This window comes from Leptotrichia buccalis C-1013-b (assembly GCF_000023905.1).
In the GTDB taxonomy this organism is placed as follows: domain Bacteria; phylum Fusobacteriota; class Fusobacteriia; order Fusobacteriales; family Leptotrichiaceae; genus Leptotrichia; species Leptotrichia buccalis.
Genome location: NC_013192.1, coordinates 625,288 through 646,909, shown reverse-complemented (window position 1 = coordinate 646,909; position 21,622 = coordinate 625,288). Strand labels below are relative to the sequence as shown.

The window sequence follows — 21,622 nt, the reverse complement described above, 5'->3', positions numbered from 1 at the left end:
ATTATACAATCAAAAAATTTTGAAAATAAATTTTAAATTTTTCTAGTCTTTATATTCCCCTCTGTCCCATTTTTCCAAAAATTCATCAAAGAAATCTTCATTTTTTTGTTCAGGATTCACAGTTTCCACCGCTTTAATTTTTTCAATTAATTTTTCACTTTCTTCAGTTTTTTTGTATTTTGCTTTTATAAAGGCTTCCACAATATCAAATAGTAATAATTTTCCAGTTATTGCACCACCAAATCCAATTACATTTGCATTCAAATGTTCTTTTGCATAAAGTGCTGAAGTCATATCTCTTACTAGAGCTGAACGGATTCCTGGAACTTTATTTACACTATTATTAATTCCAACTCCTGTTCCACAAATACAAACACCCAAGTCAGCTTTTCCAGTTACTACAGCTTCTCCAACTCTTCTACCATAAATTGGATAATGTGTTCTTGTAAAATCATAAGTTCCACAATCTAAAACTTCATAACCTTTTGATTTCAAAAAATCCGATAATGCCATTTTCACATCGGTTACTATGTGATCACATCCAATTGCAATTTTCATATTTTTTCCCATCCTTCATCATTTTTTTATTATTTTTAAACTAAATAAACTAACACATCTTATTTAACATATCCACTCTAATTTGATGTCTTCCACCGTCATAAGGAGCGCTTAAAAAATCTTTTACGATATTTTTAGCAAGTCCTTTTCCAACAATTTCAGAACCTATTGTAATAATTCTAGAATTATTATGTCTTCTAGTCATATATGCTGATCTTTCATCCGAAACTTCCGCCGCAATCATTCCTTTTATTTTCGTAGCGACCATAAAACTTCCCGCACCATACGCATCAAACACTATCCCCAGACTGTCATCATCAGCTAACACAGTTTGAGCGACAGAATACGTTGTTTCAACAAAATCCTTATTTTCTGATTTATCAATTACATCATATCCATTTTCCAGCAAATAATTTTTAATATAATCTTTTAATTCATTACCATCCACATCAGAACCTAATATAATTTTCATTATTTTTCCTCCATTTTTTAATTCGTTTTACTACGTAGTTACAAATTTTCAAATAATATATTATTTATCTCACAATTGAAATATACCCTCAAAATACTGAAATTACAATACATCAAACTGGCTAAAAATAACCACTGTTTAGTAAACAAACTTTTTTTGTCTTGATTTTATATTTATTAAAAAAATTATTTTAAGTAAATAAAGATATTTTTTTTGACTTAAAATTTAATATTTTTTATTGTATTTTTTAAATAAAATATAAAGATATAACTATTTTTTTCAAACTCCAAAATTATTTAAATTAATTTATGAATTAAAAAATGAGGACGCTTTTTGTCCCCATCAAATGCTTCCACAGCTTTCTCTTTCGATTAATTCCACAGGCAAATAAACTTTTTTCCTGTAACTTCTGTTATGTTCTAACAGTTCCATAAGTACATTTATTGTTTCTTGTGCAATAATTTTAGTATCTATTCTAAGTGTTGTTAAAGGAGGTATCATATATTGAGAAATTTTTAAATCATTAAATCCGATAATTGAAATATCGTCAAATATTTTTAAATTATGCTCTCTTATTGCTTTATAAGCACCCATTGCAATCGAATCATTTGCACAAAATATCGCAGTTGGCCTATCTTCCAGTTTTAGTATTTCCTTCATCATTTCATATCCTGATTCAGGCGAAAATTCATCTACTTTTACAAATCTTTCATCATACAATTCAAGTTCCTTCATAATTTCAATAAAATACTTCTCCCGAAAATCTACAAGATTTCTAACAATCTGATTTCTTCCCACTAACAATCCAATTTTTTTATGTCCTAATTTCAGTAAATAATCGATTACAATTTTTACTGAATGTTTCATATCAAATTTTATATAATCAATGGAATTATCAAAATTATAAGCATCCACACAAATAATATTATCATTCAATGACTTTAAAAAATCCAACTGGCTTCTTTTTGTTTCTCCAATCACAATAATTGCATTGCAAACAATAAAATTCATTAAAATTTCCTCATCTTTTTCAAACATCTGCAACTCAAAAACCTTGCTTTTTATCCCCTTTTTTTTCAATGCATATTCCAAATCCAGCCGTAATGACACAAAATATGGATCTTCGCTTTCTATCTTTTCATCAAATGACTTTATAATTGAAACATTTGACTGTGCATTTTTTCTTTTTGTATTTTTTTTCTTGTAGTTTAACTTCTTAACCGCTTCCAATACTTTCTGTTTTGTTTCCCGCGTTACACCAAAATATTCATCATTATTTAAAATTCTGGAAACAGTAGCAATAGAAACTCCCGCATGCTTTGCAACATCTCTAATTGTAGACATTTTTTTCCTCTCTTTGAAAACTTAAAATTTACTTTCTTATACTATACTTTTCTTAATGTTTGATTTGTTTTATGATATAATTTTTTAGTTTTTTTAGTAAAATTATAAAAATTTTTACTAAACTTTTTTTTAATGCAAATTTTTCAATTTTATAAATCATTTAATAATTTAATAAAAAAAATTTTATAATAACTATAACTCAATTTTTTAATTTTATTTCAAAATATTACTGAAAATTTTACAAAAATATGGTAAAATACTGACATAGTAAAATCAGTTTAAAATCAAACTCAAAGTTGGAACTAAACTCTATATGCGTTTAATCTTTATCAATTTTATATTAGTGACATAGCTTGAAATTTGTCTTTAAAAATTTTACTATAAAAATTCAAAATTATTTATTTTAGGAGGAAAACAGATGAAAAAAATTATGAGAGGTGTACTGTTATTTGGTATGTTAGGAGGAATGCTTTTGTCTTGTGGAAATAAAAAAAGTAATAATTCTCAAGACGGAAAAAAAGATTCTCAAGTTAGTGAAAAGATTTATAAAATTGGATTGTCACAAATTGTGGATCATCCAGCATTAAATGCAGCAAAACAAGGTTTTAAGGATGCTTTGGCAAAGGCTGGGATAAAGGCTGATTATGATGATAAAATTGCAAATAATGACATGAGTAATCAAACATTGATTATGCAGCAGTTTGAAGCAGATAAGAAAGATTTGGTATTTGCGGTTACGACACCGACAGCACAGGCGGCTAAAAATCAGGTTACGGGGAATACACCTGTTGTATTTGCATCAGTTACGGATCCAAAAAGTGCAGGACTTGAGGGAATTCCCAATGTTACAGGGACAAGCGGAGCGGCACCAGTAAATGAAAACTTGAAATTAATGAGAGAATTATTACCAGAAGCTAAAAAAATAGGAATAATTTATAATTCATCTGAACAAAATTCAGTTTCTGAAGTAAATAATTTGAAAAAACTCGCAGGACAATATGGATTTACAGTAGTTGAAAAAGCTGTTACAAACGGAACGGAAATGGTTGCAGCAGCAAACTTGATAGCAAAAGATATTGATATTTATTACGCTATTCAAGACAATACAGTGGCATCATACTTCGCAGCATTGCTAGATGTATTTAATAAATCAAAAATCCCTGTTTTAGCCACAAATGACGTTTACTCAAATGCAGGAGGGCTAATTTCACAAGGAACTACAGATTACAATATCGGTTATCGTTCTGGAGAAATCGCAGCAGAAATTTTACTAAAAGGTAAAAAACCAAGTGAAATTCCAATAGAAACAGTTAAAAACCTGCAAATTGAAATTAACAAGCAAAATATGGAATTATTGGGAATAAAAATACCAGATAGCATCTTAAAACAGGCTAAAATGGTAGAAACTAAAAAATAATTAATAAATTTTATAAATTTAAAGAAAAAAACTGTAGCTTCAAAAATTTATGAGGCTTCAGTTTTTTATTTTTACAAGTGACGAGATCTTTTGTTTCAGAATATTTAATTTATTAAATTCTAAATGTACTCGAATCCATAAAAAATAGAACTACTAAAAATTATTCATTATCCGAAACTGATAAAATTGAATCTGTATTAATTTCAGTTACTTCTTTTACAAGTTTTGGAATATTTATTAGAACTGGAAAATCAGAAGACACTGGTTTTCTAAACTTTAATGTGTATTCATTATCCGTTGGTAAAACAATGGCTTTATTTTCTTTTGCCCGTATAGAATCTTTGAGATAAAAAAATTCTTTCAGATCACTTCCTTTTTTTATCGAACAGCCCATAAGCCAATATTTTCTCTCAGGAATATTTTCAAAAATACACCTACTTTTTGTTTTATCCGAAATTAAAACTTTTCCAAAATCAGGCAAATCATCAGGAATACAATTTTTAAAAAGTCCTAAAAATGTAATTTCACTTTCATAATTTTCTGGATAAACTAAATTTACGCACAAAAAATTTCTAGTATTATTTCCATTTATTTTTAAACCTCGACCATAAGAAATTTCTTCTATTCCACTTGAATTTACATATTCTCTTATAATTTTATAAAATTCTTTTATAGTTTTTTTATAATTTGATGGTGAAATTCCAGTATATTTTTTAAAAATATTTGAAAAAGTACCTGAACTATTGTAACCTGTCCTTATTTGAGAAGTGATAATATCCTCATTCTCGTTAATTATTATATCCAAAGCTTTTTCAATTTTTAGAAATGAAAGAAAACGACTTGCCGAAAATCCTGTTTTTCTCTTAAATTTTTTACTAAATTCAAATTTACTGTACCCAAATTCTTTTGCTATACCTTCAACAGTACAATTTTTTTCAATATTCTTCCTCATATACTCGGCAATCTCTTCTATTTTCATTTTATCAGCTCATTTCTTTTAAATTTTTTATTTTAACAATAATATACGCTTAAAATTTTAATTAACATATTTTATTCTCCTATTATTATACCACATAAAATTAGCATGTTTTTTTATTTTTAAGTTAATAATAAAAAATTTTTTATAAAAATTAAGTTTTTACAATTTATGATAAGTTTTTTATATTTTTCAAGGTATCATATAATTGGAGGGTATTACTAAAACATTAAAAAAAATTTGAAGGAGATGGTTTTTATGAAAAAAATATTATCAGTATTAATTTTAATTTTTTTGACAATTGTAAGCTGTGGTGGAAAACACATTACTCAAAAAGATTTTGAAAATTCAATGAATGTATTACAGAGAGGAGATACTTCAATATTGGCAGGAAACGACAGTGAAACAGCAGAAGCACTGAAAATTTTTTCTGACGCATACAAAAAAATAACATATAAAATAAATAAAGTTACTGTAAATGACAATGAATCCATTTTAAATGTTACAATGAAATCTCCTGTCTTAACAGGAGTAATGCAGAAAGTGCAAAAAAAATCTATGCAAAATGCCAAAAACTTGATGGGAAAATCTGGAAAAGAATTAGAAGAAGAAAGTAAAAAAATGTTATCAGAAGTAATTTCACAAAAATTGAACAGCCCTGATTTGAAATACAATGAGGAAACATTTGATGTAATCTATACGAAAAAAGGTAATACTTGGGAATTAAACTCTGAAAAGAATGCTAAATTTCAAAAAGTAGTAACATTAGGTATACAAATGTAATATTTATGTAAAAAAAAGTGGGAAGAAAAATTAAGAAAAGATTTGCTATAAAATTTAAGATTTCAAATATAAAAGATAACTTGAATTTTATTTTTATAGCAATTTTTTTATAATTTAAAATAAAGTTTTAAATAATTTATTTTTATTCTTTTTCAAAACTATCAAGCCATTCGATAAGTTCCAAAAAATCTTCCACTTTTCTTATTTGCTGCAAATATCTTAAATCTATTATTTTTTCTGATTTTTTATGATAAAAAAATTCTACATCCCACAATTGTGTCTTTATAAAACCTTCTTTGGGAGTATATTTATAAAAATCATATTTTTCAATATTCGCTCTAAAATATTTTAATTTTGCAAAACAAAGCTGATATTTTCTAAAAACTATTTCTAAGATATTATTTCTTAAAATAAATTTATGTGAAAAATACAATCGTTCAGGTGTATTATTTCTTCTAGTTATCCATTGCCTTTTAGAATTTATTTCCAAGCTATATTTTTCAATAAATTTTATTTTTTCTTCTGATAACTCAGCTTTTAACTTTTCTTCCAGTTTTATATTATCCATAAAAATCACATCACTATTAATTTATTTATATTAATATTTAATTTTTAGAATTTTCAAATTTCTTTCTATCATTAGCATTCAAATATTTTTTTCTAAGTCTGATAAAGTTAGGCGTAATTTCCACTAATTCATCATTTTCAATATATTCAAGTGCCAATTCCAGTGTAAATTCCTTTGGAGGTGCTAATTTTACAGCATCATCACTTCCAGCGGCCCTCATATTTGTAAGTTTTTTACCTTTACATACATTTACAACTAAGTCGTTTTCTCTTGAATGCTCTCCAACTATCATTCCCTCGTAAACTTCTACTCCTGGTCCTATAAATAGGATTCCACGTGGCTGTAAGTTATTTAATGAGTAACCTAGACTTGTTCCAGGCTCCATTGCGATTAAAACTCCTCTTCTTCGTCCTGTAACTTCTCCCTTGAAAGGTCCGTATTCAAAGAATGAGTGGTTTATAATTCCTGTTCCTCTTGTTTCCGTCAAGAATTCATTTCTAAATCCGATTAATCCACGTGATGGCACTTTAAATTCAAGTCTTGTATAGCCGTCGCTTCCTTGATTCATGTTTACCATCTCACCTTTTCTAAGCCCTAATTTTTCAATTACAACTCCTACAAACTCATCAGCAACATCGATAATTGCAAGTTCGATTGGCTCTAGTTTCTGTCCATTTTCTTCTTTAAAAATAACTTCAGGTTTTGAAACTGCTACTTCGTAGCCTTCTCTTCTCATATTTTCAAGCAAAATAGATAATTGAAGCTCTCCTCTTCCCTTTACAATAAATGCATCTGGCGAATCTGTCATTTCAAGCCTCATGCTCACGTTATGATTTACTTCCTTTTGCAATCTTTCCAAAATATTTCTCGAAGTTACAAATTTTCCATCTTGCCCTGCAAATGGCGAATCATTTACCATAAAAGTCATCGCAAGGGTTGGCTCATCAATATCAATTAATGGTAATGGCTTAGGATTTTCTTTACTTGCCACAGTTTCTCCTATATCAATTTGTTCAATTCCCGCAACTGTTACAATGTCTCCAGCAAACGCTACTTCCATTTCAACTTTTTTCAGTCCATCATATCCATAAATTCTAGTAATTTTACCATTTACCAAGTCACCATTTCTCTTAATCAATGTAATTTCCTGATTTTTTTCGATTTTCCCGTTATAAATTCTTCCAGTTCCTAATTTTCCTACATATTCGTCATATTCAGTATTTGTAACAAGCATTTGAAGCGGCTCATTCACATCTCCTTCAGGATCTTCTACATGCTCCATAATTTTATCATAAAGCGGTTTCATATCCTTATCTTCATCTTCCAGTTCCAGTTTAGCAAATCCATTTTTTGCAGACGCATAAACTACTGGAAAATCAAGCTGAATATCATTTGCCCCTAAATCCACAAATAAATCAAAAACAGAATCCACAACTGCATCAGGATCTGAATTTGGCCTGTCAATCTTATTAACTACCACAATTGGACGAAGCCCATGCTCCAGTGCCTGTTTCAATACATATTTAGTTTGCGGCATAACACCCTCAAATGCGTCTACCAGAAGTAAAACCGAATCCACCATTTTCAAGATTCTCTGCACTTCCCCACCAAAATCCGCATGGCCCGGAGTGTCTACAATATTTATTTTATAACCATTATAATGAAATGAAGCATTTTTAGAAAAAATTGTAATTCCTCTTTCTCTTTCTAAATCATTACTATCCATTATTCTTTCATCTACTTTTTCATGTTCCCCAAATGTTCCTGCCTGCTTTAATAAAGCATCGACAAGAGTTGTTTTCCCATGATCTACGTGTGCAATAATTGCAATGTTTTTAATTTTGTTCATTTTTTGTTTTAACAAATTTATTGTTAATATTTCCTCCTTAAATTTTAAAATGTCTCCCTAAGGGCGAGAAGTAGAGATGAAATTCATGCTCTATCTATTCAAGCTGTAATAAATAATTACAAAAAGAATAAATATCGCAATGAAATCTACCATCTCACTACCTCCTTTGTATAATATTTTGTAAGTTGTGCTAAAACTCACCTAAAATATTATAACAAAAAAGACTGGATTTTTCCAGTCTAATTTATAGCACATTTTTTTTAAATATTATACAAAGTTACCCTTAGGGACTTTTACACTTTTATTATAGCATATTTTATAAAAATGTCAATCCCCAAAAATTTTTTAACTTATAATTTTTTCTTTTTAGGCTGTGTCTGAAAACTCAAAATCTATGTTATATTTAATGTTTTTTTGATTTTATAAATTATACAAATCACGATAAAAGCAGTGTTTATTATTTTTGATTTTAGAAAAATTTGTTAAAAATTCATCATTTAAAGAGTTTTCAGACATGCCCTAATATAATTTGCAATATTCTTTCCGAATAATTTTTCATATTTTTTCCAAAAATTTGTTAAAAATTTTTTTTCATTTTTATCTAATTTTTCTAAAATTATTACTTCCCCTTTCCCACTTTTAATCTTATACTTTTCAGAATTTATAAACTCCGCCACTTCCTCATTCCAAAGTTCCAAAAATACCTTGCCCGAAACTTCACTAAACTGGATAAACTCATTCTCAAAAACATAAATTTTCTCTTTACTTTTCACTTCCACGCAGCCCAAAAAATGAGTAAAGAAAGCTCCACAGTCAATATCCCAAATTTTATCAGTTTTTTCAGAAATTCTTCCATTTATATTAGGAGTATGCCCAAAATATATGTTTTTACTTCTATATTCTTCAAGCACACTTTCTTCATCTATCCAAAATTCCTCTCTTGTCCAAAGTACAGTTTCTCTCTCCTGCTTCTCTAGCTTCGTCTGTAAATCAAGTCCCGCGTGCACAAATATACTTTCATTCCCAGAAATTATTAATGGACAATTTTTCAGCCATTTTACAAGCCATTTTATTTCTTTAAAAAAATTTTCTTCGTACCACTCTTCCATACTTTTTTTATTGAAATATTTAGAATTTCTATAAATTGAAAATTCTGTTTCATATCTTAATGGATAATCATTTTCTAAATCTTCCAACAACATATCCTCATGATTTCCCAAAATAAACTTTAAATTATACCCAAGTTTTATCATTTTCATACATTTCATATAAATCTCATATGATTTTTCACCTCTATCACAAATATCCCCCATAATTACAAGTAAATCTTCCCTTTTCAAATTGATTTTTTCCAATAATTTTAAAAATAAATCATATTGTCCATGAAGATCAGAAATAACAAAAATTTTATTATAATCATTTTCATTTATTTTTTCTATTTTAATCTTTTCTTCTTTAAGTTTACCTTCCATAAAAATCACTCATTTTCTACAAATTTAACAAATTATTTTTTAAAATATTCCAAAACCATTTATTTCCATAAATCTAAACAATAAATCATTCATCAATTTTTCATTTTTATGCTCATCATAAGGAAGTGTGAACTCTCCGTCTCTATTTGTCCATAATCTGTCATAATAATCCAAAATATCTTTTGAAATTTTTTGGTCATAAGCTGATATAATTTTCAGTTCATTTTCCAGATTAAAGTTTCGCATATTTCTTCTCGTAAAATTTGTTGAGCCTCCATAAGTTATCAAATAGTCTTTTTTCAAAATAGAAAGCATTTTCACGTGATACATTTCTTCTCCTTTATTATAAAATTTGACGTTTATATCATAATTGTGCTTTCTTGCATATTTCATAAGTTCTCCAGCGGCAGCTTTGTTAGGAAATCCTGCAGTTGAATTATTTAGGATTATTTCAAATTTTACTCCACGTCTTGCGGCTTTTCTAATATCGTTGATTATTCCTCTGTCAGATAAGAAAAATTGAGCAATTATTACTTTTTCACCAAATTGTGCATTTTTTAACTCTTGTGAAATATCTTTTACTGTTACATCATTAGTGAAATATTGGAGTTTTATCTTCTCATTTTTAGAAACTGGAATTTTACTGAAATCCTTATTTGGCAATTTTTTCTTTAAACTTCCGTCTTTTTTAGTAATCTGGGCAACAGGTTTTTCGGCTTCATAAATTTCTTTTATTATTGGTGACGAGAATTTAAATGCTACATTTGAATGTTTTGAACCTTCCGCATGTGGATTTGCCGAGGTCAGCATTGCGGTATTTTCATTCATAATTAATTTTCTGTGGTTTGCTTTTGCATTTAATGCCCTTAAAAGACTACGGATTGTTATTTTATCAGTTCCTTCGTAAATGGGGTTTTTAAGTTTTCCACGATTTTTTGGATTTCCGAAAGGTTGTATGAAAAGACGCCATGGTGTCGAATAAATAAGCATTGGATCCCTTAATTTTGTCAAATCTACGTATCCAATTTTTACACCAGCCTGTTCTAATTTTTTATGCGTCTTATTATCAAATGCTCCATAAAAAGTATTACTTTCATCAAGTATCAAATAAATTTCCACATTCGGATCTTTTTCCCTTTTTTCCAATATTTTTTGAGCAAATTCTTCTGCAATTGGTAACGGCTGCAACTTCTCTTTGACACCTTTTCCAACATAATCATTAAACACAAAAATATCCATTAGAAAAAAATCTTGTGCTTTATCTAAAATATCATAAGCCTGATCCCAAATCTGCCTCTCATACTGTGTCTCCCCATCCTTCTTATAAGTCAAATCATAGTAAAACTCTACATTGTCAGCATTATAAACTTCACTTTTCATTGAAAGCCCTTTTGAAAGCGGGGTACATGAAAAAACTCCCAATAAAAATATAAATGAAAAAATAATTTTTTTATTCACACCAAATACTCCTTTATTCTTTAAGTTAATTAGATTATAACAATTTTTTCTAAATTTTTCCATTTGATTTTTTAAAAAGAGAGAATTTTTATGAAAATTTATACAAAAAGAAAGACTGCCATTTCTGGCAGCCTTCCATTCTTAAGCTATTTGTGTAACCCGTTATAACATTTTTCTTCTTTAAGTTTTAAAATTAATTGCTTCAACTAACTGTTATTAGAATAATGCTCTTAATCCTAAACCTGCTCTGAAGTTATGTCCTTTTGTATCGTATCCTGTGTTTACTGTGAATCCTAATCTTCCATTATCTAATCCTAATTTAAGATCTGATTTGAAGTTTCCTTTTCTGTCTTCCTTATCACCTTTGATTGAGTAATAATCTGTCCAAGCACCTTTAATCTTAGCTTCATTATCAACATCATTCAATCTTCCTAATTCAGTTTCATAAGCTAATCCTACGCTAGCTACGAAGTTAGATTTCTTGAATACTGGTTGTGAATATCTGAAGTCAACACCAGCTCTTGGTTTAACAGAATAGTAGTCATCGCTCTTAATCTTCAATGCCATATCTCCATCTTCATTTACAGTAGAGAATCTTCCGTATTGAAGATCTAATCCTACGTTAGGAACAATGCTGAATCCTTCTGTAAGTCTGAATTCTTTTTCAAGTTTGGCATTAATATCTGCACCATAAGTGTAGTAATCAGATTTAGCTCTGAACTCTTTGTCAACTACCCAGAATCTACGTTTAGTATTAGTTTTACCAAAGAATGCGTCTCCACCGATTGTGAATGTGAATGTTCCATCTTCATCTAATGGTGTTTGTTTGAATATTCCTGTTTTCAACATAGCTTGATTTTCATATGATCTTGCTAAGTCTTTGAATGTGAAGTAGTTATTTACAACACCAGCATACCATCCAGAACGGTCACCAAGTTTAACAGTTTCGTCTTCGTGAAGATATACAAATCCTCCTGCATTACTATGCCAGTCAGGTAATCCTGCTGTATCAGTCTTGTATTCTTCTCTTCTTCCGAATGCTTTAATCTTGTTAGAATCTTTAGAAGCATTATTTTCACTTCTTAATTGAGCTAATTCATCTGTAAGAAGGTTAGATGTAGCATTTGTTCTTTGTTGGATTCCACCATAAATGTGTCCTCTCATTTGATCGAATGCTTGAGCTAATATATGTCCTTCTCCATTTCCTATGCTATTAAGTTTGTTGAAGATCATCTTTTCTTCACTTCCAGGTCTTGCGATTTCATAAATGTTATCCAAGTTGTTTGTGAAGTTAATTAATCGTTTATCACCATCAAATGCGAATGAGTGGTAAGGTACTTTACTCATTACAAGTTCAGTGATTTGGTTATTATCATCAATGTTTGCTGAAACTTGCCAAGTCAAGCTTGAAGATAATGGATTAATTGTTGCTCCTCCTGGCAATCTTCTTAAAGCATCGTTAAATGGTTTAAGAATATTATTTTCTTCAACTACATATTGACCAGGTGCAACTTCTTTTTTATTGTTTGCTATTCTAATTGCTTTAGAATTTGTGTATTCTGTAATTTCAGGTCCGAAGTATAAGTTAACTTTTCCTAAGTTAGTTAATTTTTCAATTCCATCAATAGGATTAGTGTATCTAACTCCTGATGTATCTACATACATTCCTATACGTGTAACTTCAGACATTTGTGGACTGTTATATCTTGGCCAAGCAGGATTTCCATATTCGTCTTTAGCACGTAACCAAATTGGAATTTGTAATTCAGTTGCACCAGTTGCAACAGTTTGAATACTGCTTGTTACTAGAATATTTTCAGCTTGTTTTCCAACTACATCAGCATCGTTGTTGAAGTTAAAGATTGGTTGTTCAACTCCATCAATTGTTACTGAAGTTAATGGTACAATGTTAGGTCTTGTAATAGTTGTTCCAACTCCAGTTGTCTTAGGATTTCCAGTTGTTCCTTCTTCAATTGAAGTTTCTGTACCACCGTAAAGATCTGTTCCACCATGTCCATTAGCTTGTCCAGCTGTTGTTCCATTTCTGTATTCAGCTGAACTTGTATCAGTATGATAAGCTATAGGATTTCCATTAGCATCTAAAGTAAATTTAGAGCTGTCTGTTACAATTCCGTATGATCCTGTACCTTCTACCTTAATAGTTCCGTAGTTCTTAATGTATCCACCATTAATTGCAACTACCCCTTTAAGATTTTCAGCATCTCCTGTAATTGTTCCATGGTTTTCCCCGATAGCTTCTCTATCGATGTACATACCAACACCATTCTTACCTACTAATCTGATTGTTCCGTTATTGATAGCTCTCGAACCTCTACCAGTTGCTAACATACCGATTCCGTTTTCTTCTTGTACAACAATTTCTCCGTTATTAACAACGTATCCTTGTCCTTCAGTTCTATCATAAACTCTTTCTCTAGTACTAGGATCTATTCTGTAGAAGTTACGTCCTGCTCCCATTCCTACTGAATACATCATATTTTGAGTATCAGATAATCCTGTTATAATTTTTCCTTCATTGATTGAAGGATCAGTAGTATTTTCTGAGATAATACCTACACTTCCATATCCAACTGGTATATGGTCAGGATCATTATTACGAAGTTCAAGATCATATTGAGATCTTAGATCGATATTTCCATAGTTAGTAACACTACCTTTTGTGAAGTAAGCTGTATTGTAATCTCCGTCCATTGTTACATTTGCATATGATTTAGCTTTTGAGTTAGTATCAGCTGAGTAGTAGTAAACTGCATTTCCTTGTTCATTAACTTCTTCAGAGAAGATTTCTGGTTCATACGGTTTAGTTGAATGAACTTGTCCACCTGGATTATTAGCTGTTGAATATGCAAGTTTAATTCTTGGTGCAGTTGCAGCTGAAGTTCCCATATTTACAGTTGTTACTGCTCCACCATCTTTTTCAGCAAGCACAATTCCATGTGAGAATCTATCAATATCCATATCAGCAGCTACATTAATAGTTCTTGCTTCATCCGACAATCCTCTGTTGTTATTAATATAAACCCCAACTGCAGAATCTCTTTCTCTTGGATTATCTAAACCTGATAATAAGTCATCAGGGTCAGCATAGCCTGTTCCTGTAGTATCTGGTTGTCTAGATGGCATTGTAATTCCATTAACCACTTGTGTAGGTCTAACATGTCCTAAAACTGTGTCATTTCCGACTTTAAGTACTGTTCCTTTTTGAATATCAACGTTTCCATCTCCAGAGTAGATACCGTTGCTGTTTCTATTAATTTTGTATACAACTTCAGTTCCATCAAGTTTTGCACCAGTTTTTATGTTATATCCATAGATAGCCCAGCTTCCTACGTTATGTTTACTATCTGCATCTTGTCCAATTGTAATGTTAGCATAGTTTTCAATATATGAATTATCTCTTGCTCTTTCAGAGTGATCATTTGCAAGAATTCCAACATTTACTTTCTTCATGTCAGCAGTTGTTATAGTACTGTTCTTATCATTCATTAATGAAGCATTAAGTGTAATATCTCCATGATTGATAAATGTTCCTTTATTTACAAGAGCACCATATGCTTTAAGGTTAGTTTTTGAAGATGTATCTTCTTCAATCTTACCATAGTTTGTTACTTTATCAGCTGCATCGTTAGTATTTACAAGAAGTCCTACAATACCTTTATTTGTTCCTGTTCTACCAGTAGCATCTTCATTTTTAAGATTTACATTTGTTGCATCAGCTGTATTTGAGAATAAGATATCCATGTAGTTTGCAGCTGTTGTAGCATTAGTATTTCTTCCACCAAATGCCATTGCAAATCCATTTTTATCCTTAGCTCCATAGTAGTTGTAGTTGAATATCTTGTCATGATCTGCACCACGTGCAATAACAGTATCGTCCATTGCCCATAGTCCAATTCCATTATCCTTAGTTTCAACAGCGAACTTAGCAGAATCAACTTTAATTTCAGCACTTTCTGCATAAACACCTACACCATTTTTACCAGTAAGGATATCATTATGAGCTGCACCAAATTGTCCTATATTACCGCCAAATCCTTTTAATGTAATTTCTCCACCTGCATTTAATGCTCCATCAGCATAAGTTGTACTGCTTCCATTTACAAGAGCAATACCTACACCACGTGCTGTAGATAATGTAACATTAGGATTTGAAACATCTATACCTGCATTTGTACGAGACGAATTATCGTATTTAATCTTAATATTAGAAGCTAACGCATTATTTCTATTTTCACCATAGATACCAACTGCTAAGTCTCCTTCAACTTTAGTTTCAGCATTAGCTCCACTTTGTTCAATATCTAAAGCGTTGATAGTTTGTGACCAGTCATCATTTACATTGTAATTTATTATTTCCGTATCTGAAATTCCTGCAATACCATAGTTATTTCCGCTTGGAGCAGGTTCAGCACTAAAGTTTCTATTTGAACGTAATGTAGAGATATTAGTTGGAGCATATTTACCAGTTACTTCAATCTTACCAGTATTCTTAATAAGACTTGCATCAGTTGCATAGATTCCGTATCCATGATCTATCTTAATTTCTCCGTCTGTAGCTGAACCAATATTTTGAGCAGTTCCGAATGCAACGTTCATACCTGTAATAGGAGCTGTTTTAGAACCACCATATACATCAATTTTACCTTTATTTACATATCCTGACTTATCATTTCCATTTTTAATCCATCTAGAAGTTACAGAAGTAGGACTTTCCCAACGATTCAATCTATTAGCCATATTAAGACCTTGACCAGCTCTATATCCATCAGCCACATCTCCTTTTACTGTTGTACCAGACTTAATAGTTACAAGTGTTCCTTCCATCTTGATATCATTAAATGGATCATTTACTGATGAACCTACTGTAGAAACGTCAGTTTTATCAGCATCTTCAAGATCTACTTCAGTAGAACCGATTTCCAATGTACTGTTAAGCAATGTACTGTTAAATCTATTTCCAACTTTTGTATTAGAAGCATTTGTAGCATTATGTGATAAATCTTTATTTACAATATTCATTTCTCCAGCAAAATTTTCACCTATACTACCTAAATAGTTAGTTCTTACAGGAGATGCAGGATCATTAGTGTTACCGTCATCATCCCATTTCAATCCATCTGCTTGATTAATTACACCTAACTCAACTGCATAATGGTCTGACAATATAGAGGCTGTTACATTTGACATTCCACGATATTTAGCCATAGTCCATTTGTCACCTTCAAGACCAGCTGGTTTAGTAGCATCTTTATAATAATCTCTTATAGTATTATAAGTATTTCCAGCAGTATAGTTGTTTACATTATATTGATTTCCTGTAAGTAAAATACCATCATACATATCAATATTAGTTTTTTTCGATGTAAATACAATTCCTGAATCATCAATAGTTGTATCTCCTTCTCTTGTACGTTTTACATAAAATGGAGTAACATTTTTATGATCATTTGTAGTTGTATTTCCTTTGTTATCTTTTACATCTGATGATGTTCCTCTACCATTTCTTCTTTCTGCATTAGCTCCCATTGCTGTTACAGAACCATCAGCTGTAGTTTTAGTAGTAATAGTTGTACCATAGTTATTTTGGTTTATCATATCTCCTGCAAACTCAACTTGTCCTTTATCAGTTGCATAAACTCCACCATAAACACCTGTAACTACTGAAGTTGCGGAATTATCATATTTAACTACTGAACCTTCTCCTGTTGCATATGCTGCCATACCAAATACTAATGATTCTTTAGTAGCTGGAGCAGCTGCCGGATCTAAAGTTCCACTTGCTTTTTCTAGAACAGTGTCTGATACCTTAGCACCTTTAATAGTTACTGTTCCTCCACCAGTTGCATAAGCGGCAATATTGTTGTATGTATTAGGTAAATCTACTGCTTTAACTTTACCTGCATCAAGAACTCCTGCAACGTTGTTTTTACCTAGTAAGTTGTTGTCTGCTGCGATTACGTGTCCATCAATTTCAATTTGTGAAGGTGTATAATCTACAATACCATTATTAATTGTAGTGTGTTTTCCGTCAGCATAGGCAAGGATAGATTCGATACCCCCTGCTCTTACCCCTTTAGCTGTAATTTTGGCTCCATGGTTTGCAAGTAAAGCTGTCCCTTTTTTAGCAACCATGTCAACATTTACGCCTGTACCAAATTCTACTTCTGATGGAAGATAAGAAATTGAAGGAAGATTGCTATATCCGTGTTTACCAGCATCAAGGAATCCAGTTGCATAAGCAATTACTGATCCTGTAGAAACTACGTCATCATTAGTATTATATCCATGTACTGTTTTTCCACCTTCAATCATAACACCATCTGAAACATGTCCATTTCCTCCACTTGATGTATATGTTCCTGCAGTACCAAGAGTATTAGTCACTTTTATCTTAGTTCCTCTTTCAGACCATAAAAGCACGCTGTTATTTGCAAATTGGTTTAACCCAACGTTAAGTCCTGTAACAGTAAGATCTGATATTGCTGCAGATGAACCACTTCCATGTCCAACTGCTGTTTCACGGAATTCTTTTCTTTGTCCAGTGTTTGCAAATATTGCTACACTGTTTGATGAATCTAAGTGAGGACCTGAGTTAGCACCAATTGAACCTTGAAGAGCTACACCAGTACCATTAAAGATACCACTATTTCCAAGTTCATTGTTAAGAGGTGGCGTTCCAATTTCACGGTATTGATTATTTAAGAAAGCAGCACCAATACTACGTTTACCTTGCATACTAATACCATCTAACCTTAATGTTCCAGCTTGTACATACCCAAGGTTGGCAAACATAATACCGTCATCTCCGTAAATAGACATAACCCCGCTATCATACAATGATGATGGAGATGAGTTATTTGGAAGTTCATTTTTAATTGTCAGTGTATTTGCGAAATAGTTGTTTTTAATACCAGTATTATTTTTACCTTCAAAATGCAAGTTCCATCCTTTTTGACTATCTGTAAGAATTTCAGCTGTAGTAGTTTGGTTTGTTCTTCCTTCCTGAATATTTATACCAACATTATTGTCTCCAGTTGCATTAAGTAATGTACGGTTAGTTCCAGGACCTCCTCCTAGAGTTATCTTATTATTATGATCACGGTTTCTTAAAGTAATTAAAATATCATTACCATTACCATCAATTCTAGCATTATCTCCAAGTACTGTATCTTCTGATTGATATAGATAAATACCAGTACCAGTACCATCACTTACAGCTTCTGTATTATCTACATTAAAAGTAGCATTTTTGATTGTTGTTACTTTAGCCTTACCAGTAGAATCCCCTACCAACAATCCGATACCATTACCGCTAACTGTAAAGTTCGCTCCGTCTATCGAATCAATTGTAGAACCATTTGTAGCATATATACCATTATTATTACCATCACCAGATACTGTAAATGAAGCTCTTCGAGAACCATTATTTCCTATTTTTACAGGTGTTACATCTGATTGTTTAAATACAATTAATCCATTATTATTAGATCCTTGGATGTCCATAGAAGTACCTTTTAATTCCACAGCACCTTTTTTAGCGTAAACAGCATTGGAATTTGTTCCAGTTACTGTGAAACTTGAATTATAATCTGTGTAAGCTGTTGTTGAAGCAGTACCGTCTATGTACACTCCATTATTTTCATTACCAGAAATATCAAACGAAGTTTCACCTTTAATATCTAGTGCTGCAGCACCTTTTGCTAAGACTGCATTATTATCTCTACCGCTTATTGTAAATGCCGAACCGACAATTTCTGTTGGAGCAGCACCTTTTATATAAATGGCATTATTTTGAGCACCAGGGTCACCATTATTAGCTATTCCGCTAACATCAAATCTAATTCTATTAACTTTCAAATTACCAGTACCATTTGTTATAATACCATTATTATTAGTTCCAGTTACTGTAAAATCATTTGAAGCTCCTAGTGCCGCTCTTTCAACTGTTATATTAGCATTACCAGTACTTGTTCCATATATACCATTATTCTTATCTCCACCTATAGTAAATGTAGGGTCAGTAACTTTTATATCTCCACTAGTTTTACTATAGATACCATTATTTTCACTACCATTTACAGTATAATTAGAACCTTTGTCAGTAAGTTTGGCACTACCATTTACATATACACCATTATTGTTTCCGTTAGCTGTAGTTCCAACTTGAAAAGTTATCTCTTTAGTTTCTGTGTCTGCATTTGCATAAATAAGATTACTTTTTGTAGTTCCACTAGCAATTTTTAAAGTACCGCCTTTTATCTTAGCAGAAGTACCACCTTGGTTATTGAAACCGATGTGTTCAGTTCCAGTAAGAGTCATATTTACACCTTCAGTGTCTAAATCACCAGTAGTCAACAATATTCCATTATTATTTTTAGTTCCACTAATATCAAAATTAGTAGTATCTCTCATTTTTACTGTTCCACTAGCAATCTCTATACCGTTATTCTCACTTCCTGAAGTAATCTTATATGTGTTAGTTCCACTTGTGTTTAACGTTCCACCATCAACCAATGTACCATTATTATTTTTACCACTAATACTAAATACATTTAATCCTGTCAATCTCGCTGTTCCACCAGTTGCTACATGAAGTCCTGTACGTTTTCTTGAGTTTCCGTCAACAATAGTAAAGTTATTCTTGTACAATGACACATTTCCATCTGCTATTTTAATTGATGAATCAGCTTTGTGATTATATTGATGTCCAGTAGTCCACGCTGTTGGAGAATATGTTACTACACCAGTATCACGTGATTGCCATGAAATTTCTGTACCATTTAATTTTGCAGCATAAGCTTGACGAGTGGGATCAAGTGGTGCTGGGTCAGGATGCGTATAACCAAAAGTTAAACCAAGAGCAGCATCTGAAAGAGTCGTTATTGTATTCCAATGTACTTCAGGATGTGCAGCTGCATATGCTACTCGCGCATGAAATCGAGCATTTGCTTCTAAATCTGATTGACTATTTCCAGTGTAAGTTCTAGTAGGTGCAGCACCATAAGCTCCATCATCATATCCTGAATAAGGGCCACCTCCATTTACAACAACTCCAGAATAGTTACTGTCAGTATTGAAAGTTCCTGCAACCCAACTAGCACTGCTTGTATGACGATCATAAATGTTGAAGTTTCCATCATTAATTGAAGTTACACTTGCGAACTCTGTACCATGATTGCTGCTCCACCACCAACCAGAATCATAAAGACGCTTATTTGTAGTACCAATATCGAATGTTCCACCATTAGATGGTGTATTAGCATTAGTATTTGCTGTAACGGCGCTACTTGATAGAGTTTCATTAGTATTACTTGTATAAGTTGCATAGCCTGAATTTAAGTTGTTAAATCTAACAGCATTATTTGCTATTACATCTTCACTAACTGCTGTACTTGCACTTCTGCTTGCAGTTGTACCATAGTAAGTAAAGTCATAAGGTGTAACACCATTAGGTGCTGGCATATTTGGTTCAAATGTTGGTGCTGTAGGCAATGCTATTGCATCTAACTTAGTAACATCATAAGGTTTGTATGGTTCATGAATATTAGCAGGAGTAATTGCCAATGTATTAGGCTCTTGATTTCTTGGTAAATTCAAGTTAGTTGCCCCATATTGATGTTTACTTGCATCGAATACATATTTAGTTAGATCGTTTGTTCTAGAATAGTATTCTAATTTTTTACCACCACGACCTTTATAACTTGTTCCCCAGTCGTTATTTGTATATCCAGTTCCAAATTGGAATGAAGCCCATGGACTTTTTACAACTTGGTCTCCTTCTTTTAATAATTGTGCTAATTCAGCATTTGCTCCTCTAAGGGCTTTTTGATTTTCTTTCTTAGCACGTAGGAATGACTGTCTAAGGTCTGTTATCGTATCATACGCCTGAGCTGATACCTCCTGTTGATCCTCAGCAACATCAGCACGTATAATTGAAGGTGCGAATGTTGTCAAAAGACCTGTTACAAGGAATGTAATCAATAGGCTGTCAGAATAGTGTACATCTTTACATCTTTTTACAAACGATCGTAAGTCTTTAGCGATCTGTCGTAAGTTATTACTCATATCTTCCTCCTTAAAATTAGATAATAGCCAAAAGACTATTATTCAATATAAAAATGTTTCATCATAACTCAGATAGATATCCGAGAGATTAGTCTTAAACTTAACAAAAGAATTTAAAACTATGGTTATTTTAAAGAATATAATTTTCAAATTATGAATGTACAGAATTGCAGAAAGTTCGCTATTTATATTTTTTAAAATGTCCACAAGTGATTATTTTATGATTCGATGATTTTGTCAAAATTTTAAATAAGTGATTGATAGTGATTTCAACAATTTAACCTTTTTCATAACAATAATTTAAAATAGATAACGAATTAATTTTACCAGAAAAGCAATATTCAATTCGTGCTTTAGACAATTTCAAAATTTTATAAATTTCGTGCTTCCGACAGGAAATTTGTCTCATATTTATTAAGAATAAAGCTTTATTCTCATTATATAAATACTAATATCAGTTCCGAAATTATCGTCTTTATATAAAAAACAACATAATATGGTCTCGTATAAGTTAAAACTTACATTTACGTTATATTATGTTAATTTAGACCTGATGTACTAAATTTTAATAATGTTTAAAATTAGTTTTATTGTTTATAAATATGAGAAATTTCCTATCCCAAATTTTTTGTATTACAT

General features: G+C 31.2%; 11 protein-coding genes. 2 read left to right on the top strand and 9 right to left on the bottom strand.

The features are described 5' to 3' along the window. Positions 1 to 42: 42 nt before the first annotated feature. The 3 genes from lacB to LEBU_RS02960 form a co-directional block, all read right to left on the bottom strand. Positions 43 to 558 (bottom strand): galactose-6-phosphate isomerase subunit LacB, encoded by a 516-nt coding sequence (gene lacB, locus LEBU_RS02970; RefSeq protein WP_012806676.1) that lies wholly within the window; start codon positions 556 to 558, stop codon positions 43 to 45. A 49-nt stretch (positions 559 to 607) separates the two neighbouring features. Beyond that, positions 608 to 1,030, bottom strand: coding sequence for a galactose-6-phosphate isomerase subunit LacA (lacA, locus tag LEBU_RS02965; RefSeq protein WP_012806675.1), 423 nt, complete (start codon positions 1,028 to 1,030; stop codon positions 608 to 610). Positions 1,031 to 1,372: 342 nt separating this feature from the next. Next, positions 1,373 to 2,374 carry a LacI family DNA-binding transcriptional regulator gene (locus LEBU_RS02960; protein WP_012806674.1) on the bottom strand — a complete coding sequence of 334 codons (1,002 nt, stop codon included), beginning with the start codon at positions 2,372 to 2,374 and terminating at the stop codon, positions 1,373 to 1,375. A 418-nt stretch (positions 2,375 to 2,792) separates the two neighbouring features. Between LEBU_RS02960 and LEBU_RS02955 the strand changes: the two genes are divergently transcribed. Further along, on the top strand, positions 2,793 to 3,791 hold the full coding sequence (locus LEBU_RS02955; protein WP_012806673.1) for an ABC transporter substrate-binding protein: 999 nt from the start codon (positions 2,793 to 2,795) through the stop codon (positions 3,789 to 3,791). Between the two features lie 160 nt (positions 3,792 to 3,951). On the opposite strand, the gene LEBU_RS02950 is transcribed toward LEBU_RS02955, so the two are convergent. Next, positions 3,952 to 4,770: a helix-turn-helix domain-containing protein gene (locus LEBU_RS02950; protein WP_012806672.1), complete on the bottom strand. Its 819-nt coding sequence runs from the start codon at positions 4,768 to 4,770 to the stop codon at positions 3,952 to 3,954. Between the two features lie 255 nt (positions 4,771 to 5,025). On the opposite strand from LEBU_RS02950, the gene LEBU_RS02945 reads away from it, so the two are divergent. Beyond that, positions 5,026 to 5,550 (top strand): hypothetical protein, encoded by a 525-nt coding sequence (locus tag LEBU_RS02945; protein ID WP_012806671.1) that lies wholly within the window; start codon positions 5,026 to 5,028, stop codon positions 5,548 to 5,550. Positions 5,551 to 5,692: 142 nt separating this feature from the next. Here LEBU_RS02945 and LEBU_RS02940 read toward each other — a convergent pair whose 3' ends face one another. The 5 genes from LEBU_RS02940 to LEBU_RS02920 form a co-directional block, all read right to left on the bottom strand. Continuing rightward, positions 5,693 to 6,118 carry a hypothetical protein gene (locus tag LEBU_RS02940; protein WP_012806670.1) on the bottom strand — a complete coding sequence of 142 codons (426 nt, stop codon included), beginning with the start codon at positions 6,116 to 6,118 and terminating at the stop codon, positions 5,693 to 5,695. Positions 6,119 to 6,155: 37 nt separating this feature from the next. Beyond that, positions 6,156 to 7,967, bottom strand: a complete 1,812-nt coding sequence (typA, locus tag LEBU_RS02935) for a translational GTPase TypA (RefSeq protein ID WP_012806669.1) — start codon at positions 7,965 to 7,967, stop codon at positions 6,156 to 6,158. A gap of 497 nt (positions 7,968 to 8,464) precedes the next feature. Then, complete coding sequence (locus LEBU_RS02930) at positions 8,465 to 9,439, bottom strand: metallophosphoesterase family protein (protein WP_012806668.1); 975 nt, start codon at positions 9,437 to 9,439, stop codon at positions 8,465 to 8,467. Positions 9,440 to 9,478: 39 nt separating this feature from the next. Continuing rightward, entirely contained in the window at positions 9,479 to 10,897 is a 1,419-nt protein-coding gene (locus LEBU_RS02925; protein ID WP_012806667.1) for a phospholipase D-like domain-containing protein, read from the bottom strand. 216 nt (positions 10,898 to 11,113) lie between these two features. Next, a complete protein-coding gene (locus tag LEBU_RS02920; RefSeq protein WP_012806666.1) occupies positions 11,114 to 20,983 on the bottom strand; it encodes an autotransporter-associated N-terminal domain-containing protein in 9,870 nt (3,289 codons plus the stop codon). Positions 20,984 to 21,622: the final 639 nt, after the last annotated feature.

What these genes read in the sequence shown, in the direction of transcription:
- lacB (WP_012806676.1), bottom strand. Translation starts at nt 558, where the DNA reads ATGAAAATTGCAATTGGATGTGATCACATAGTAACCGATGTGAAAATG.
- lacA (WP_012806675.1), bottom strand. Translation starts at nt 1,030, where the DNA reads ATGAAAATTATATTAGGTTCTGATGTGGATGGTAATGAATTAAAAGAT.
- LEBU_RS02960 (WP_012806674.1), bottom strand. Translation starts at nt 2,374, where the DNA reads ATGTCTACAATTAGAGATGTTGCAAAGCATGCGGGAGTTTCTATTGCT.
- LEBU_RS02955 (WP_012806673.1), top strand. Translation starts at nt 2,793, where the DNA reads ATGAAAAAAATTATGAGAGGTGTACTGTTATTTGGTATGTTAGGAGGA.
- LEBU_RS02950 (WP_012806672.1), bottom strand. Translation starts at nt 4,770, where the DNA reads ATGAAAATAGAAGAGATTGCCGAGTATATGAGGAAGAATATTGAAAAA.
- LEBU_RS02945 (WP_012806671.1), top strand. Translation starts at nt 5,026, where the DNA reads ATGAAAAAAATATTATCAGTATTAATTTTAATTTTTTTGACAATTGTA.
- LEBU_RS02940 (WP_012806670.1), bottom strand. Translation starts at nt 6,118, where the DNA reads ATGGATAATATAAAACTGGAAGAAAAGTTAAAAGCTGAGTTATCAGAA.
- typA (WP_012806669.1), bottom strand. Translation starts at nt 7,967, where the DNA reads ATGAACAAAATTAAAAACATTGCAATTATTGCACACGTAGATCATGGG.
- LEBU_RS02930 (WP_012806668.1), bottom strand. Translation starts at nt 9,439, where the DNA reads ATGGAAGGTAAACTTAAAGAAGAAAAGATTAAAATAGAAAAAATAAAT.
- LEBU_RS02920 (WP_012806666.1), bottom strand. Translation starts at nt 20,983, where the DNA reads ATGAGTAATAACTTACGACAGATCGCTAAAGACTTACGATCGTTTGTA.